At 71.9% G+C, this 17694-nt stretch carries 12 protein-coding genes; 3 read left to right on the top strand and 9 right to left on the bottom strand.

The genetic code is table 11. The features are described from left to right. Positions 1-14: 14 nt before the first annotated feature. Genes HF999_RS00400 through aspS form a run of 6 tightly spaced genes read right to left on the bottom strand, consistent with a single transcriptional unit; the run spans position 15 to position 11312 of the window. Positions 15-1385, bottom strand: a complete 1371-nt coding sequence (locus HF999_RS00400) for a replication-associated recombination protein A (protein ID WP_168543968.1) — start codon at positions 1383-1385, stop codon at positions 15-17. 25 nt (positions 1386-1410) lie between these two features. Further along, a complete protein-coding gene (locus tag HF999_RS00395) occupies positions 1411-2517 on the bottom strand; it encodes a hypothetical protein (protein ID WP_168543967.1) in 1107 nt (368 codons plus the stop codon). A gap of 15 nt (positions 2518-2532) precedes the next feature. Further along, positions 2533-3450, bottom strand: coding sequence for a transglutaminase family protein (locus tag HF999_RS00390; RefSeq protein WP_168543966.1), 918 nt, complete (start codon positions 3448-3450; stop codon positions 2533-2535). Between the two features lie 2 nt (positions 3451-3452). Beyond that, positions 3453-6023, bottom strand: coding sequence for a circularly permuted type 2 ATP-grasp protein (locus HF999_RS00385; RefSeq protein WP_168543965.1), 2571 nt, complete (start codon positions 6021-6023; stop codon positions 3453-3455). Beyond that, the gene (locus tag HF999_RS00380; RefSeq protein WP_168543964.1) at positions 6020-9466 is read right to left on the bottom strand and encodes a transglutaminase family protein; all 3447 of its coding nucleotides are present in this window, start codon (positions 9464-9466) and stop codon (positions 6020-6022) included. The genes HF999_RS00385 and HF999_RS00380 overlap by 4 nt, the downstream gene beginning before the upstream one ends. Positions 9467-9515: 49 nt before the next feature. Next, positions 9516-11312: an aspartate--tRNA ligase gene (gene aspS, locus HF999_RS00375; RefSeq protein WP_168543963.1), complete on the bottom strand. Its 1797-nt coding sequence runs from the start codon at positions 11310-11312 to the stop codon at positions 9516-9518. Positions 11313-11408: 96 nt separating this feature from the next. On the opposite strand from aspS, the gene ypfJ reads away from it, so the two are divergent. Genes ypfJ through HF999_RS00360 form a run of 3 tightly spaced genes read left to right on the top strand, consistent with a single transcriptional unit; the run spans position 11409 to position 14458 of the window. Further along, the gene (ypfJ, locus tag HF999_RS00370; protein ID WP_168543962.1) at positions 11409-12314 is read left to right on the top strand and encodes a KPN_02809 family neutral zinc metallopeptidase; all 906 of its coding nucleotides are present in this window, start codon (positions 11409-11411) and stop codon (positions 12312-12314) included. A 4-nt stretch (positions 12315-12318) separates the two neighbouring features. Further along, entirely contained in the window at positions 12319-12792 is a 474-nt protein-coding gene (locus HF999_RS00365) for a hypothetical protein (RefSeq protein WP_168543961.1), read from the top strand. Between the two features lie 10 nt (positions 12793-12802). Further along, positions 12803-14458, top strand: coding sequence for a DUF885 domain-containing protein (locus HF999_RS00360; RefSeq protein WP_168543960.1), 1656 nt, complete (start codon positions 12803-12805; stop codon positions 14456-14458). A gap of 32 nt (positions 14459-14490) precedes the next feature. Here HF999_RS00360 and HF999_RS00355 read toward each other — a convergent pair whose 3' ends face one another. The 3 genes from HF999_RS00355 to HF999_RS00345 form a co-directional block, all read right to left on the bottom strand. After that, a complete protein-coding gene (locus HF999_RS00355; protein WP_168543959.1) occupies positions 14491-15003 on the bottom strand; it encodes a hypothetical protein in 513 nt (170 codons plus the stop codon). Between the two features lie 202 nt (positions 15004-15205). After that, positions 15206-16096 carry a diacylglycerol/lipid kinase family protein gene (locus HF999_RS22900; RefSeq protein ID WP_168543958.1) on the bottom strand — a complete coding sequence of 297 codons (891 nt, stop codon included), beginning with the start codon at positions 16094-16096 and terminating at the stop codon, positions 15206-15208. Beyond that, complete coding sequence (locus HF999_RS00345) at positions 16093-17682, bottom strand: FAD-binding oxidoreductase (RefSeq protein WP_168543957.1); 1590 nt, start codon at positions 17680-17682, stop codon at positions 16093-16095. Before HF999_RS00345 ends, HF999_RS22900 begins: the two co-directional genes overlap by 4 nt. Between the last annotated feature and the right edge of the window lie 12 nt (positions 17683-17694).

Here is a 17694-nt window from a genome sequence, read left to right as displayed (position 1 = left end):
TCGACCTACGAACCTTACCGGCGACGCAGGATCCCGCGCAGCCGCGTTACCCGCGGGCCGATCTCCCGCTCGAAGCCGTGATCGGTGGGGGCGTAGTAGTCGACGCCCACCAGCTCGTCCGGAGGGTACTGCTGCGCGGCGACACCGCCGGGCACACCGTGCGGATACACGTACCCCTGTGCGTTGCCCAGCTTCTCCGCGCCCGCGTAGTGGCCGTCCCGCAGGTGCGGCGGTACCGCGCCCGCCTTGCCCGCACCGATGTCGCTCATGGCCGCGCCGATCGCGGAGACCACCCCGTCGGACTTGGGAGCGGTGGCCAGGTGGATCGTGGCCTGCGCCAGGGCGAGCCGCGCCTCCGGCATGCCGATCAACTGCACCGCCTGCGCCGCCGCGGTGGCCACGAGCAGCGCCTGCGGGTCGGCCATGCCGATGTCCTCCGACGCGTGCACCACGAGTCTGCGGGCGATGAACCGCGGGTCCTCCCCCGCGGAGATCATCCGCGCCAGGTAATGCAGCGCCGCATCGACATCGGAGCCGCGGATCGACTTGATGAAGGCGCTGATGACGTCGTAGTGCTGGTCCCCGGCGCGGTCGTACCGCACGGCGGCAGTGTCGATCGACGATTCGACGATCTCCAGGCCGATCTCGTCGACCTGCTCCCCCAGGGCGACGTCCGCGGCGGCCTCGAGCGCCGTCAACGAGCGGCGCGCGTCCCCGCCGGCCAGCCGCACCAGGTGCTCCCGGGCCTCGTCGGAGATGGTCAACGCACCGTCGTAGCCCCGCGGGTCCGTGAGGGCGCGGTCGATCAGCTCGGCGATGTGCCCGGGCTCCAGCGGACGCAGCTGCAGGATGAGCGAGCGCGAGAGCAGCGGCGAGACGACGGAGAAGCTCGGGTTCTCGGTGGTCGCCGCGACGAGCAGCACGACCCGGTTCTCCACCGCCGCCAGCAAGGCGTCCTGCTGCGCCTTGGAGAAGCGGTGCACCTCGTCGATGAACAGCACCGTCTGTTCGTCGACCAGCAGCCGGCGGCGCGCCATCTCGATGACCGCGCGCACGTCCTTGACCCCCGCGGACAGGGCCGAGAGCGCCTCGAACCGACGCCCCGTGGCACCGGAGATGAGCGAGGCGATGGTCGTCTTGCCGGTGCCCGGCGGGCCGTAGAGGATCACGCTCGCGGCGCCGGCACCGTCGATCAGCCGGCGCAGCGGCGTGCCCGGGCCGAGGAGGTGCTCCTGGCCGAGGACCTCCTCGAGGCCACGGGGTCGCAGTCGGACGGCCAGCGGCGTACCCGCGTGAGTGGGGACGAACTCGACCGGACCGCGGGCCGACGGTGCCTCCGGTGCCGCTCCGAGGTCCCCGTCGTCGCCGAACAGGGAGCCGGTCACCGGGCGGACACCACCGCGGGGCGGGTCACAGCGCGCGGACCTCCGCGGCGGCGGCGAGGGCGAAGTCGTGCATCCGCGGGTCGGCCGCCGCGAGCCGATCCCAGCGGGCGGCCAGATCGTCGTTCGACCAGGCCGCAAGGCTGTCGAGATGGCCGGCGTCGATGCGGCTGGCCGAGTCCAGGCCGAGCGCCCAGTAGGTCGCCAGCGTGAGCCACGCCGACTTGGCGGTCGTGACGTGGCGGCGCAGCGCCACATCGTCGGCCAGGCGGGGCCACAGCCGGACGACCTCGGACCGCCAGGCCTCGACGATCGCGGTGTCGTGCTCGGGCGAATGGCCGTCCGCGGTGCAGTCGGGATAGGTCAGCAGGACGTAGGCCACGTCGAGCGCGCCGTCGCGGAAGCCGGCCCATTCGTAGTCGAGGAACCGCACCGCACCGCCGACGACGTGCGTGTTGTCGGGCCCGACATCGGACGGGCTGAACGCCCGGAAGGGGCCCTCGGTGAACAGCGCGACCGCGGCGTCCAGGACCGATCGCGCCTCGTCGTCGATCCCGCCGATGGCGCGCGGAACCGCGAGCGCGGCCCGCGCCGCCTCCCCCGCGACCGGGTCGTGGCGGGAGTCGGTGTGTTCGCGCCGCGCCAGCACGGACAGGTCGCGTTCGCGGCCGTAGGTACCCGCGTGCATGCGCCCGAGCGCCTGGGCCCAGGCGGAGAGCACCGTCGCCGCGCCGGAGGACGTGGTGCGGCGCAACCGGTCCGCCATCGTCTCGCCCTCGCCGAGGTCCTGCAGGACGAGGATCCGCGCCTCGGGGTCGGAGGCGAGCAGCTGCGGGCCGGGGCGCGCGTCGACCGGCAGGGCCGTGGCGAACTTGTACGCGGCGCCCTCCCGGGCGAAGGCCTCGGAGTGATCGGCGTCCGAATGATCCGACGCCCGGAGCTGCTTGATGACGACGGTGCGCGGCAGCAGCGGATTGTTGTGCAGCACCCGTACCCGCATCACGCGGGTACGGCCCGAACCGCCCAGATCCTCCGGTTCACCCAGCTCGACGGGTGCGCCGACCCGACGACCGAGCAGACCCTCCACCGCGGTGAGGGCCGCCCCCGTCGTCTCGTACCCCAGCGCGGCAACCATCACCTCCAACCTACCTCAGTCCGGCAGGGGCGCGACGTCCACGGAGACATGGATCTTCGACCCCTTCGATTCGGTGTAGATGACCCCGCGCAGCGGTGGCACGTCCTCGTAATCGCGGCCCCATGCGACGGTCACGTGCCGTTCGTCGACGAACTTGTTGTTCGTCGGGTCGAAGGGCAGCCAGATGTCGCCGGGCAGCCACACCGCGGCCCACGCGTGGGTCGCTCCGGCGCCGACGACCCGGTCCTGACCGGGCGGCGGCTCGGTGGCGAGGTAGCCCGACACGTAGCGGGCCGCGAGGCCCTTGGACCGCAGGCAGGCGATCGCGACCCGCGCGAAGTCCTGGCACACCCCCTCGCGGCGCTCCATCACGTCGCCGACGCGCGTCGACACCGAGGTGGCTCCCGAGTGGTACTGGAAATCGGTGTAGATCCCCGTGGTCAGATCGCGGATCGCCTCCACCAGGGGCTTGCCCGGCGTGAAGATCGCGTCGGCGTACGCGCGCACCGAATCCGTGATCTCCGGCGGCTCGAGGTCGAGGCGGAACTGACTGGCGATTGCTCCGGCGGCACCGACCGGCCGGGCGAGCTCCCACGGCGCGATCGCCGCGCCCTCACCCGTGATCGCGCGGTCCAGCGGATCGACCTCGACGAGCGAGCTGCCGCGCACCACCAGTTCGGTGTGCGGCGTGGTGACGTGGAAGAAGGTGTCGATGTTGCCGAAGGCATCGACTCCCTCGGATCGGTCCGAGGGTTCGGGATCGATACTGATCTCGTGTTCGAGGACCCGTTGCCCCGGCATGTCCCTGGGGCTGAGGTAACACCGGCCGTACGACGAACTCACCGAATCGTCGTAGGTGTACTCCGTCGAGTGGACCACCCGGTAGGTCCGGGTCCGCGAGTCCGCCGTGCGTTCGCTGAACGTCAAAGCCATCGTCATTCACCTCCGACGGTGCCCGACCACAATGGCCTGGCCTGTGCGGGCGGTGCGAGCCGTGTCCGCTCCAAGACGTCCGATACCTCACGCAGGCCGCGCGCCACACCCGTGAGCAGCGTGTCCAGCACCTCGCGCCGGCCGTCGTCCTGGACATCGGTGTCGTCGGCGTCGAAGCGTCCGACCTGGGTGATCTGCTCCTCCACCAGCCGCTCCGCCGGCCCCGAGCGCAGCTCGTCCGGCAGCTGGGCGAGATCGTTGCGCAGTCGAGTGAGCTGGTAGATCAGTGACCGCGGGTTGGTGTCGTCGAAGAACATCAGCGCCAGGGCGGCACCGGCCCGGATCACCGCGCGATGGCGCCGCCGGTAGGTCACCGACGACTCGCCCGCCACGAGGTAGGACTCGATCATCACCGTGTCGGTCTCGGGATCCCGCGCCGGGACCAGCACCTGCCGGGTCAGATCGACCAGTTGCAGCGCGCGCTCGATCCTCCGGCCCACGTCCTGCATCAGCCAGCCCGGATCGCGGACCATCGACTCGCGTGCCAGCCCGGCGAACGCGAGCAGCGACACCAGCATATCGCCGAGGGTCTGGTCGAGCTGCGCGCCGTCGTCCTCGGGCGCTCGGTCCAACCGGAGCAGAGCCCGCTCGGCCCCGCCGAGCACGGTCCACGTGCCGGTCGACATCTGATCGCGGACCGCCCGGGTCGCCCGGATCATCGCCACCACCGAATGCGCGACGGTGCCCGGCAGGGCCGGGTCGACGGTCAGAGTCCGCAGCGCGGCGACGATCTCGGTCTCCCCGGATCCGGAGGCGCTCAGCGGCACCGCGTCGACGGTGCGCGACACCGCCCCCACCGCGTCGAGCCACGGCTGCAGTGACGCGGCACCCGCCAGCCACGGCCGGTCCCGGTATTCGGCGGTCCGGTCGCTCGCGACCGCCAGCACCCGGACCATCGCCTCGGCCCGCTCCGCGTAGCGGCCCATCCAGAACAGATCCGCCAGCACGCGCGGTGTGGAGACCGGCCCGCTCATGGGCACCGTCTGGCGCGGTCGCGGCGGCACGGTCGCGACGCGCACCCCGGCGCGGGTGTCCTCCGAGATCGGCACCCACACGTCCTTCGCGGCCACCGAGACCATCTGCCGGCCCGGCGCACCGTCGGCGAAGACCTGACCGAGGCCCCCGCTCATCACCGCGTACCCGGACTCCTGCGCCACGGAGAAGGTCCGCATCCCGAAGCCCCGCGGCGCCGGCACGCCGCCGTCGGCCCCGATGAGCGACGGCGCGGTCGAGAACTCGACCAGTTCCTGCGCGCACCACAGTTCGGGCTCGGCGGCGACCCGCGCGCGCAGGGCCTCCGCTCCGGCGGTGTCCAGGTCGGCGCCCACGACGCGCTCGCCGGACGCGAACCGGGTCAGCACCAGCGCGTCGAGTCGCTCCAGCGCCGCCTGCCCCGCGTCGGAGGCCGCGTAGTAGGTGGGGGTGGACGGAAGCTGCAGCTCCTCGTCGAGGAGGGCCCGGCACAGGTCCGGCAGGAACGGATGCAGCGCGGGACTCTCGAGCAGTCCGGATCCGAGCGTGTTGACCACGCTGACCGCTCCCCGGGTCACCAGCTCCACCAGACCCGCGACCCCGAGCTGCGAGTCGGTGCGCAGGTCGAGCGGATCGGAGAACTCGGAATCGACCCGCCGCAGCACCACGTCGACGCGCTTCATCCGGCCCAGGGCGCGCATGTAGAGGCCGCCGTCGCGCACCGTCAGGTCCCCGGCCTCCACCAGGGGCACCGCGAGTACCGAGGCCAGGTACGCCTGGTCGAAGGCCGTCTCCGAGAGCGAACCGGGACTGAGCACCACGATCGTCGGGTCCTCGACGCCGCTGGGAGCGACATCGGTGAGCGACCCGCGCAGCAGCTGCGCGAAGGCCAAGAGCGAACGGGGCGTCGCGGAGTGGTACATCCGAGGCAGCGCCCGGGCCATGATCCGGCGCCCGGCGAGCGCGTATCCCACGCCCGACGGTGCCTGCGTCCGGTCCGCGAAGACGGCGAACCCACCGTCGGCGGTGCGCCCGAGATCGACGGCGTGCAGGAACAGCGCCCTCGGGCCGGGGGCCGGCACGCCGACGGCGCGCCGCACGTATCCGCGGTTCCCGAACAGTACTGCGGGCGGAAGGATCTGCTCCTTGACCATGCGCTGCTCGCCGTAGCAGTCCCGTAGCACGGCGTCGAGCAGGAGCGAGCGCTGCGCGACGCCCCGCGCCACCCGGTCCCACTCGTCGGACTCGATGAGCATCGGCAGCGCGTCCAGCGGCCAGTGGCCGGCGTAGGCCTGCGTACCACCCGGCGCGGGCACCGGCGTGTAGGTGATGCCGTCGTCGTCGACCATGGCCCGCACCCGGTCGGCGATCTGCTGCATGGAGCCCGCCCGCAGGCCCTTGAGCCGGGACGCCATGGGACGCCATTGCGGCCGGAACTCACCGTCGGGGGCGACGAGTTCGTCGTGCTCACCCGCGCCGTACTCGTCGAAGATCGACGTCCGCTGCTGCTCGGCCGGTGGCGCGTCGCGTTCGACAGTCACCCGAGCACTGTACGTGCACGGCGCAGATCGAGAATTCCCGGCGCGCCGACGTCCGTCGCCGCGCGGGCGATCCGCTCGCGCAGCGCTGCGATGGCGATCGGGCCCGCGGTGTGCCCGAGTCGTTCGAAGCGTGCGCCCCGACGAGACTCGGCGGCAACGGAATTCACGGGAGGCGTGTCGAAGGCGCGGCCTCCCGGGTGCACGACGTGGTAGGTGGCGCCGCCGATCGACCGGCCCGCCGCGAGATCCACCAGGTCGAACACGAGCGGGGAGTCGACGGTGATCGTCGGGTGCAGCGCGCTTGGTGGCTGCCACGCGCGGAACCGGATGCCGGCGACCCGCAGGTCGGGGCGGTCCGTCGCCACCAGCGGCACGGGATGGCCGTTGCAGGTGAGCAGGTACCGCTGCGGATCGAGGCCGCGGGCCGTGACCTGGACCCGCTCGATCGACGAGTCCACGTAGCGGGCGGTGCCGCCCGCGGTGGCCTCCTCCCCCAGGACGTTCCACGGCTCGATGGCGCCGCGCAGCTCCAGCTCCACCGGCCCCACGTGCACGGTGCCGAGCCGCGGGAACCGGAATTCGGTGAACGGGGCGAGCCACGACAGTTCGAACTCGGCGCCGGACTCCCGCAGGTCCGCCACGACGCGCGCGATGTCCTCCTCGATGAAGTAGGGCAGTAACCACTTGCCGTGCAGGTTGGCGCCGTGCCGGATCAGCGGTTCGCGGTAGGGCACCCGCCAGAACCGGTCCACCAGACAGCGCACGAGCAACGACTGCACCAGCGCCATCTGCACGTGCGGGGGCATCTCGAACCCGCGCAGTTCGAGCAGGCCGAGGCGGCCGCGGGGCGAATCGGGGCTGTAGAGCTTGTCGATGCAGAATTCGGCGCGATGCGTGTTCCCCGTGATGTCGGTGAGCAGGTGCCGCAGGGCGCGGTCGGCCACCCACGGGGGCGAGTACTCGTCGTCGCCGCCATCGGCGACGGGCCAGCGGGCGTCGTCGCCGCGGGTGAGCCGGTCGATCTCCGCGAAGGCGATCTCCAGTTCGTAGAGCGCCGACTCGCGGCCCTCGTCCACGCGCGGCGCCTGGCTCGTCGTCCCGATGAACCGTCCGGAGAAGAGGTACGACAACGACGGGTGCCGCTGCCAGTAGGTGAGCAGCGAGACCAGCAGGTCGGGGCGCCGCAGCAGCGGCGAGTCGGCCGGGGTGGGGCCGCCGAGCGTGAGGTGATTGCCGCCGCCCGTGCCCCCGTGCGTGCCGTCCACGTCGAAGGTCTCGGTCCCCAGGCGCGCCTGCCGCGCGTCCTCGTAGAGCCCGCTGAGAACCTCGTGCTGTTCGGCGAACGACGAGGTGGGCTGGACGTTCACCTCGATCACCCCGGGATCGGGGGTGACGGTGACCGCGGACAACCGCCCATCGGCGGGCGGGCCGTAGCCCTCGATCACGACGGGCTCCCCGCACTCGCGCGCCGCGTGCTCGATCACCGCGATCAGCTCCACGAAGTCCTCCGCAGCGTGGGTCGGAGGCAGGAAGACGTGCATTACGCCGTACCGCACCTCCGCCACGATCGCGGTACGCGGCACCCAGCGCGGCCGGCCCTCCTCGTCGGTCTCGACCTCCTCGCGGACCACCCGCCGACGCGGGACGGCGCCGTCGGGCAGGGGTTCGGCCGGCCGCAGCGGATCGGCCTCGAACTCGAAGGGCTCCTCGCCCCAGGACAGCGACTCGAGCGGCAGTCGGAGCCCGGCGGGCGAGGATCCGGGGACGAGCACCAGGCGTCGGCGGCGCACCGTCCACCGGTTGCCGACCCAGCCCGTGTCGGCGTCGTTCCGGGAGATCGGAAGCACCTGGGCGGTGGCGTGATTGACGCCCTCCTCGAGCCGCGCGAGGAGCGCCGCCCGACGGTCCGGGCCGTCGGTCTCCGGGTCCAGGTCGCCCTCGAGCCCGACCGCTCCCGGCGGATCCCCGGCGGGCTTGCCGAGCCACGCCGCGTAGGCCGCGACGGGGTCCTCGAAGGCGGGCAGCACGAGCTCGGGCGGCAGCCGCAGCGCATCGGCCACGGCTCCCAGGAACGCGGCGGTCCGCCGGGCGTTGCGCGGCCGCGCGAAGCCGGTGGGCGCGTACGGCTCGAGCGAGGTCTCGGCGGCCTCCCGGTCGTTCCACGGGTCCGCGAGGAGCGCGGGATCGCGCCACAGCGGCCGCCCGTCCGTGCGCCACATCAGCTCGATCTGCCAGCGCGGGAGCGGCTCGCCCGGATACCACTTGCCCTGGCCCCGGCGGACGAGCCCGCCGGGGGCGTACCGCTCGTACAGCCGGGCCGCGAGATCCGAGGCGAGAACGCGCTTGTGCGCACCGTCGGCCTCGGTCGTCCACTCCGCGCCCGTCTGATCGTCGATGGAGACGAAGGTCGGCTCGCCGCCCACCGTCAACCGCACGTCGTGCTCGGCCATCGCGGCATCGACCCGCGCGCCGAGGTCCAGCACGCGCTGCCACTGGTCGGGGGTGTACGGGAGGGTCACGCGGGGATCCTCGTGGATCCGCGAGACGACATTGGCGAAGTCCATCGTGGCCAGGCACGGCTCCACGGCACCGGTGATCGGTGCGGCCGAGCCGGGGCTGGGCGTCGCGCAGAGCGGGATGTGTCCCTCCCCCGCGAACAGGCCCGACGTGGCGTCGAGCCCGACCCAGCCGGCACCGGGCAGGTACACCTCGGCCCACGCGTGCAGGTCGGTGAAATCCGCCTCGGGCCCCGACGGCCCGTCGAGCGCGGGCACGTCGGAGGCGAGCTGGACGAGGTAGCCCGAGACGAACCGCGCGGCGATCCCGAGCTGCCGGAAGACCGAGACGGACAGCCACGCCGAATCCCGGCACGATCCGATCGCCGACCGCAACGTGTGCTCCGGGGTCTGCACCCCGGCCTCCATGCGCACCGAGTACCCGACCGCCTCCTGCACCGCGCGGTTGATCCGCACCAGGTAGTCGATCATGCGCTCGTCCTGCGGGTCGCGGAACCGGTCGGCGAAGGCGGTCACGAGCGGGGCCGGCCCCGTGCCGACCCCGTCCTCACCGGTGTGATCATCGACGGGGCGCAGGTACGGCTCGAGATCGCGGCGCAGCTCCTCGTCGTACTCGAAGCCGGCGAACTCGGCGGAGTCGTCGATGAAGAAGTCGAACGGGTTGATCGACGCCAGGTCGGCGACCAGCCCGACCGTGAAGCTCAGCCGGCTCGTCGGCTCGGGGAACACCACGCGGGCAAGGTAATTGCCGTAGATGTCCTGCTGCCAGTTGATGAAGTGCTCGGCCGGCTCGATCGCGAGCGAGTACGCCTCGATCGGCGTGCGGGTGTGCGGCGCGGGGCGCAAGCGGATCACGTGCGGGAACACCTTCACCGGCCGGTCGAAGGTATAGCCGGTGCGATGCTCGAGGCCCACCTTGATCGTCATCAGCAGATCCCATCACGTCGCGCCGGTTCGCGCGACCCGAGCCGGCGGCCTACTCCGCGGGCGTCGTCGGCGCGGCCGCCTCCGGCTTCTTCGGCTTCGCGTCCATGCCGGATTCGCGGCGCTGCTGCACCGTGATGGCCGCGGGAGCGTCGGTCAGCGGGTCCACCCCGCCGCCCGACTTCGGGAAGGCGATGACCTCGCGGATCGACGGCGCGCCGGCGAGCAGCGAGACCACGCGGTCCCAGCCGAAGGCGATGCCGCCGTGCGGCGGGGCGCCGTACGAGAACGCGTCGAGCAGGAATCCGAACTTCTCGCGGGCCTGCTCCTCGTCGATGCCCATGACCGCGAAGACCCGCTCCTGCACGTCCTGCCGGTGGATACGGATCGAGCCGCCGCCGATCTCGTTGCCGTTGCAGACGATGTCATAGGCGTAGGCGAGCGCGCTGCCCGGATCGGTGTCGAAGGTATCGATCGACTCCGGCTTGGGGCTGGTGAAGGCGTGGTGCACGGCCGTCCAGGCGCCATCGCCCTCGGCGACATCGCCCGAGGCGGTCGCCTCGTCGGCGGGTTCGAACAGCGGGGCGTCGACGACCCAGGTGAAGGCCCAGTCACCGTCCTTGATCAGGCCGAGCTTGTCGGCGATCTCGCCGCGGGCGGCGCCGAGCAGGGCGCGCATCGCCTTGGTGGGGCCGGCCGCGAAGAAGACGCAGTCGCCCGGCTCGGCGTGCACGTGCGCCGCCAGACCGGCGCGCTCGTCGTCGGACAGGTTCTTGGCGACGGGGCCCGTGAGCTCGCCGTCCTCACCGATCAGCACGTACGCCAGTCCGCGGGCGCCGCGCTGCTTGGCCCACTCCTGCCAGGCGTCGAGCTGGCGACGGGGCTGGCTCGCGCCGCCCGGCATGACCACGGCGCCGACGTACTGCGACTGGAAGACGCGGAACGGGGTGTCCTTGAAGTACTCGGTGCACTCGACGAGCTCGAGCCCGAAGCGCAGGTCCGGCTTGTCCGAGCCGAAGCGGCGCATCGCCTCGGCGTAGGTCAGGCGCGGGATCGGCGTGGGGATCTCGTGGCCGATGAGCGACCACAGGGCCTTGACGATTTGCTCGCCGAGCGCGATCACGTCCTCCTGGTCCACGAAGCTCATCTCGATGTCGAGCTGGGTGAACTCGGGCTGGCGGTCGGCGCGGAAGTCCTCATCGCGGTAGCAGCGCGCGATCTGGTAGTACCGCTCCATGCCGGCGACCATGAGCAGCTGCTTGAACAGCTGCGGGCTCTGCGGCAGAGCGTAGAAGGTGCCGGGCCGCAGGCGCGCGGGCACCAGGAAGTCGCGGGCGCCCTCCGGGGTGGAGTGGGTGAGCGTCGGCGTCTCGATCTCGGTGAAGTCGTTCAGCGCGAGGATGTTGCGCGCGACGGCGTTGGCCTGGCTGCGCAGCTTGATCGCGGCGGCCGGACCCTCCCGACGCAGGTCGAGGTAGCGGTACTTCAGGCGGGCCTCCTCGCCCGGCTCCTCGTCGAGCTGGAAGGGCAGCGGCGCGGACTCGTTGAGCACCACCAGCTCGGAGACGTTGACCTCGATCGCGCCGGACGGCAGGTTCGGGTTCTCGCTGCCCTCCGGCCGCTTCTCGACGGTGCCGGTCACCAGCACGCAGTACTCCGAGCGCAGCCGGTGCGCCTGCTCGGCGACGTCCGACTCGCGGAACACCACCTGAGCGACGCCGGAGCTGTCGCGCAGGTCGATGAAGATGACACCGCCGTGGTCACGCCGGCGCGCGACCCAACCCGCGAGGGTGACGACGGTGCCGGCATCCTCCGCCCGCAACGATCCGGCCAGGTGGGTGCGCAGCACTTCGGGGTGTCCTTTCGACAGGGAAATCTCGACTCCGGACATGCTACGGGGAACTGTTGTACCCGCGGACACCCGTCTCATGGAATGCTGTTGCGCATGACCTTCCGGGATGACAGTGATCTCAGCGGCGGCAATGTCAGCGCAGGCGGCGGTGGCGGCGGCATGGGCCGCGGCATGATGATCGGCGGCGGCGGCCTCGGCGCTGTCGTCCTGGTCGTGCTCGGGCTCGTTTTCGGGGTGGATCTCACCGGCGGTGGATCGTCCAACTCGCAGCAGGGCCAGCAGGGTCCCGCCCAGGGCATCTCCGCTGGTCAGGAACAGGTCAACCGCGACCTCGCGGCCTGCAGGACGGGCGCCGACGCGAACAAGAACACCACCTGCCGGATCAAGGCCACCACGATCTCCCTCGATCGGGAATGGGCCAAGCTGGTCCGCGGCTACAAGCAGGTCCGCGAGACCAAGATCATGCCGACGGATGCCGCCGCCATCAACACCGGTTGCGGCGTCGCGGATGCCGGAACGGGCCCGTTCTACTGCCCGGCCGACAATGTCGCCGTGTTCCAGCTGGACTTCATGGACCGCGTGATCAAGAAGATGGGCGGCTCGAACGCGCCCTTCTCGCAGGAGTACATCGTCGCGCACGAATGGGGCCACCACATCCAGACCCTGCTCGGCGACATCAACAAGGCGCAGCAGGGTTCGGGTGCGCAGGGCGGATCGGTCCGCGTGGAGCTGCAGGCCGACTGCTACGCGGGAGTGTGGGCGTCGAAGGCAGATAAGGGCGCGGACGCGATGCTCAAGCCATTGACGCAGGAGGACATCACCGGCGCGATCCAGTCCGCGCAGGCGATCGGCGACGACACCATCCAGCGCAACGCCGGCCGCAATGTCAACCCGGAGGCCTTCTCGCACGGCACGTCCGCGCAGCGGGTGAAGTGGTTCTCGCAGGGCTACCAGACCGGCGACCCGGCGCAGTGCAACACCTTCACCGGCACCATCTGATCGCGTGCTCGAGACGGCGATCCGCTGGGTCGCGTTCTTCGGCGGGTGGCTGCTCGTCGCCGGGCCGCTGATCCAGGCCCGGCTCGAGCTCGAGGCCGAGGGGCAGGAGCTCAGCGGGATCCAATCGCTCCTCAGGGCGACACTGCCGCCGTCGCGACTCTCGCGCTGGTGGTGGCTCCTACCGCCCCTCGCCCTGTACCTCACGAGGCGGCGCCAGACCGCCTACCTCGCGACGCTGAACGAGAAGCTCACCCCGGAACAGCGCCACGGGCTGTGGCACTTCTTCGCGGTCGCTCGGGCCTGGATGATCGTGGCCTCGGGCGCCTTCCTGATCGCGCTCAAGGAGACCTACGAGCTGGCCCACCATCACCACTGGCCCGCGCCGGCGTTCTGGGGGCTGTGCGTGATCGGGATCTTCGGGGTCAACGCCGCGAACGCCGCGACGTGGAACACGCCGGGGCACCGCTCGCGCGCATAGGCTGGGGCGCATGGCTGAGAACACCCCTGCGGGCACCCCGATCGACGCACTGGCGGACCGTCTGGCCCGCCGACTCGCGGAGGCCGACCCGATCGAGGCCACCGCGGTCGGGATCACCGACTTCGACGACCGCCTCACCGACTTCTCCCCCGCCGGCGTCGCCGCCCGGGCCGCCGTGGCCCGCGAGACCCTCGCGGAGCTCGCCGGGCTCGCTCCCGAGAACGACGCGGACCGGGTGACCGCGGCCGCGCTCCGCGAGCGGCTCGGCGTGGCGGTCGAGATGGCCGACGCGGGCCACGACATGGGCGATCTCAACGTGATCGCCTCGCCCCTGCAGGCGATCCGGGACGTCTTCGACCTGATGCCCGACGGTGACCCGCGGCTCGCGGCCCGGCTCGCGGCGGTGCCGGCGGCGATCCAATCGGCGATCTCCGGTCTACGCGCACGCCTCGCCGACGGGTCCTGGCCGTTCCCCGAGCTGCAGGTCCGCGAGGTGCTCGCGCAGGCCCGGGAGGCCGGCGACCAGGTCGCGGCGAATGCGGCGCGGATCGGCGGAGGCGGCTCGGCGGCCGACGGTTCTGCTCAGCCGGGGCTGACCGACGCGATCCGGGCGGCGTTCGCGCGGTTCGCTGAGGTCCTCGAGAACGAGATCGCGCCGTCGGCGATCCCGGTGGATCGGCCCGGCGGGCTCGGCGTGGGGCGAGCGGCGTACCCCCTGTACTCGCGTCTGTTCCTCGGCACCGAGGTCGACCTCGAGGAGACCTATGCGTGGGGGCAGGAGCTGCTGGCGGCCATCGTCGCGGAGCAGCGGGAGGTCGCCGGCCGGCTGTACCCCGGCGCGTCGGTCGCGGAGACCCTCGCGCGGCTCGACACGGAGCCCCGGTACGCGCTGCACGGCACCGACGCGCTGCGGGAGTGGATGCAGCGCACCTCGGACGCGTCCGTGGCGGCGCTCGCGGGCACCCACTTCGACATCCCGGCGCAGCTGCACCACCTCGACTGCCGGATCGCGCCGAGCAGCAGCGGCGGCATCTACTACACGGGCCCGTCCGCGGACCTGACCCGGCCGGGCGCCATGTGGTGGTCGGTCCCCAAGGGGGTCAACGAGTTCCACACCTGGCAGGAGAAGACCACCGTCTACCACGAGGGCGTGCCGGGCCATCATCTGCAGATCGGGCAGGCCGTGATCGCGCCGCTCAACCGGTGGCGCAAGCTGTACTCGTTCACCTCCGGGCACGGCGAGGGGTGGGCGCTGTACGCGGAGCGACTCATGCGCGACCTCGGCTTCCTGGACGACGACGGCGACCTCATGGGCATGCTCGACTCGCAGCGGCTGCGGGCGGCCCGGGTGGTCCTGGACATCGGCGTGCACTGCGGCTTCGAGGCTCCAGCGGAGGTCGGCGGGGGTGAGTGGACCTACGACAAGGGGTGGGCCTTCCTGCGCTCGCACGTCGCCATGGCCGACGAGCAACTCCGCTTCGAGTACCACCGCTACCTCGGGTGGCCGGGGCAGGCACCGTCGTACTCGGTGGGCCAGCGCGTGTGGGAGCAGACCCGCGACGCGTACCTCGCCGCGCACCCCGGGTCGACGCTCAAGGACTTCCACCGCGACGCCCTCGCCCTCGGCGGCATGGGCCTGGACACCCTCCGCGCCGCGATCGTCTGAATCGCGCCACGTCATACCGGCGGGCGGATCGTTCAGAGCTTGCCGCAGCGGTACCTCGGCCGGGGCCCGATGAGAGCCAACAACCGCTGATGCAGTTCGGGCTCGGCGCCTTCGATCCAGCCGTAGTCGATGAGGTGAATGCCGCAGGACGAGATGACGGGGAAGGTGTCGCCGTTCCAGTCGCCCGCGGGCGCCGTGAAACCACAATTCCAACACGTCAGTGGCGGCTCCACACCTGTGTGGTACCACTCCGGGATGTACTCCAAGGGGTCTTCGGCGGTGCACTCCGGGCACTCCGGCGGGCGCATGTCCTGCATGGAGTATGCGCATGAGTTCTCACCGCCGAGCATCGCGAACTCCATGCCGAGTCGGTCGTCCTCGCCGGCCAGTGCGGCGCGGACGGCCGCATCGGCGTACTCGTCGGCCGAGGCCGCATTCGCCGGATCACCCCAGCGGAACACCTCAGCGAGCGCCGCGCGCACGCGGTCGGGAGCACCGTCGTCCTGTGGACCGAGCGAGACGTAGAACTGATGGAACTCCCCCATGCAGAACAGTGTATTCCCGTTGGGCCCTGCCCCTGCGATGCACATCATTCGAAGCGTTCTGCGACGAAAACCGCGATCCGAGTCGCAGAATGCTTCGAATGATGTTGTCCCCCATTGCACGCCGCCCGCGACACCGAGGTGATGCGCGGCGCGCATCACCCGGCGAGACGACCGCACCCCTCGCGTCGGTTCGGGCGAACGGTCAGCGGGGCACGAGGACCGGGAGCACGGCCTTGCGGATCCCGACTGTGACGGGCAGTTCCTGCAGGTAGTCGCCGTCGGCGTGGACGGGGACGGGCCGATCGGCGGAGACGGTGATCTCCTGACCGCTGAAGGTCAGCACCTCGGCCCGCGCGACATGGGCGCCGGTCTTCGCCTCCCCCATCGCACTGATGAGCCTGAGCTTGTTGCGGGCACCGTCGACGGCGAGCACGTCGATACGCCCGTTGTCCGCCGCGGCGGACGGAACCATGTGCAACCCGCTGCCGTACCAGCCCGAGTTCGCGACGACCACCATGTGCACCGGACCGGAGAAAACGGCACCGTCGACCTCGATCCGGAAGTCCGCGGGCTTCCAGCGCAGCGCCGCGACCGCGGGAGCGAGCCGGTACGCGAGCGGCCCCATCCAGCGCAGGCGGTTGATCAGCTCGGTGGCCACCGAGTCGAGGCCCATGTAGACATTGCCGACGGCGATCTCGTCGCCGATCGTGAGCACGTCGAGATCGCGCCGAAGGCCGTCGCACAGCACCTCCGCGACGGCCGCCGGATCATCGGGGAGGCGCAGGTGACGGGCCATGTCGTTGCCGCGGCCCGCGGTGACGATGCCCATCGGAGCGCCGGGGACGCGGAGCACGCCGGCCGCGACCTCGCGGATCTGGCCATCGCCGCCCACGGCGACGGTCAGCGCGCCCGACGCGGCGGCCTCCTCGGCGAGCCGGCGGGCCTGGGCGCCGGACTCGGACTCCTCGACGCGTGCGGTGACCTCGCGGCGGGCCAGTTCCTTCGCGACCGCCGCCCAGCGGGCCCGGGCGACCCCGCCGCCGGAGATCGGGTTGAGGACGGCGACCACATCGGGCGACGACGTGCCGCTCACGGGAGCAGGATCCCGGGATTGAGGACGCCCCGCGGGTCGAGTGCGGCCTTGACCGCCCGGAGCGCGGCCAGCTGGACCTCGCCGATCTCCTCGAGATAGGTGGACCGGTGGTCGGTGCCGACGGCGTGGTGGTGCGTGATCGACGCGCCCGCCGCGCGGATCGCGGTGTTCGCGGCCTCCTTGGCCCGCAACCATTGCGCGAGCGGATCCTCGAGCGCCTTCGCGATCACCGTGAAGTACAGCGACGCGCCGGTCGGGTAGACGTGCGAGATGTGGCACATGACCACGGCGGGTGTGCCCTGGTCGCCGAGGGCCCCGGTGATCGCGGCGGTGACATCGGCCTTGAGCCGCTCGACGTTGGACCAGAAGGTGACCGTCTCGAGCGTCTCGACCAGCGCCCCGGCGTCGAGGAGCGGATCCCGCAGATACGGTCCCCGGAACCGGCCGACGCGCCAGGCCTCCCCCGGGCCCTCGCCGAGGAACCGGCCGCCCAGCTCGGCGAGCCGAGCCGAGACGTAGCCGTCGCGGCAGTCGACATCTCTCTCGTCGCCCTCGAAGCCGACGATCATCATGACGCCGCCGGCGGCGGCCTCGCCCGCGGCGCTGGGATCGGCCAGGTTGAGCGCGGTCTCCACCTCGTCGGACAGGCGCAGCACCGTCGGGCGGACCGATCCCTGGGCGAGCACTCGCATGGCGTACGCCCCGGATGCGAAGTCCGCGAAGTGCCAGCCGTAGAAGCGGCGCACCGTCGGAACCGGGTGCACGCGCACGCGCACGGCCGTGACCACGCCGAATGCGCCCTCCGAGCCGAGGAAGAGCTGCCGCAGGTCGGGGCCGGCGGCCGATTTGGGGGCGGTCCCGATCTCGGCGACGCCCTGCGGGGTGGCGACGGTGAGGCCCACGACCATCTCGTCGAACCGGCCGTATCCGATGGAGGACTGCCCGGCGGAGCGGGTCACGGCGCAGCCGCCGACGGTCGCGCCCTCGTAGGACTGCGGGAAGTGCCCCAGCTCGTAGCCCTGCTCGGCCAGCAGCCGCTCGGCCTCGGGCAGGCGCGTCCCGGCGGCCAGCGTCGCGACCTGCGAGACGGCGTCGAGCGCGATCAGGCCCGTCAGGGCGCGCAGGTCCAGCGCGACGACGGGGCGGGCGCGCTCGGGCGCGAGGCCGCCGGTCACCGAGGTACCGCCGGCGAACGGGCTCAGCGTGAGATCCTTCGCCGCGCACACCGCGAGCACCTCGCCGACCTGCTCCGCGGTCGACGGGGTGACCACGACGTCCGGCGCGTCGGAGGTGTCGCCGGCGCGGTACTTGAGCAGGTCCGGCGTGGAGTAGCCGCGAAGGTGGGCCAGCCGCGTGGCGTCGTCGGCAGCGACGGCGGCACCCGTCTTCTGCAGGGCCGACAGCGCTCGGCCGGACACCCTCGACGGCATGAGGAACAGCTCGGCGCCGGGCCCGGGGCCGCCGTCGATACCGAGCATCGTGAGCGCGCCGAGCACCGACTCGGACAGGTGCATCGGGGCGCCGGGGTCGCCCCAGCGACCGGGCTCGAAGGCGACGACGGGCAGATCCACCTCGGACGATGTCATGATACATTTGTA

Source organism: Tsukamurella spumae (genome assembly GCF_012396015.1).
Classification (GTDB): Bacteria; Actinomycetota; Actinomycetes; order Mycobacteriales; family Mycobacteriaceae; genus Tsukamurella; species Tsukamurella spumae.
The sequence above is the reverse complement of the archived record's forward strand: the minus strand, read 5'-3'. Positions and strand labels throughout refer to the sequence as shown.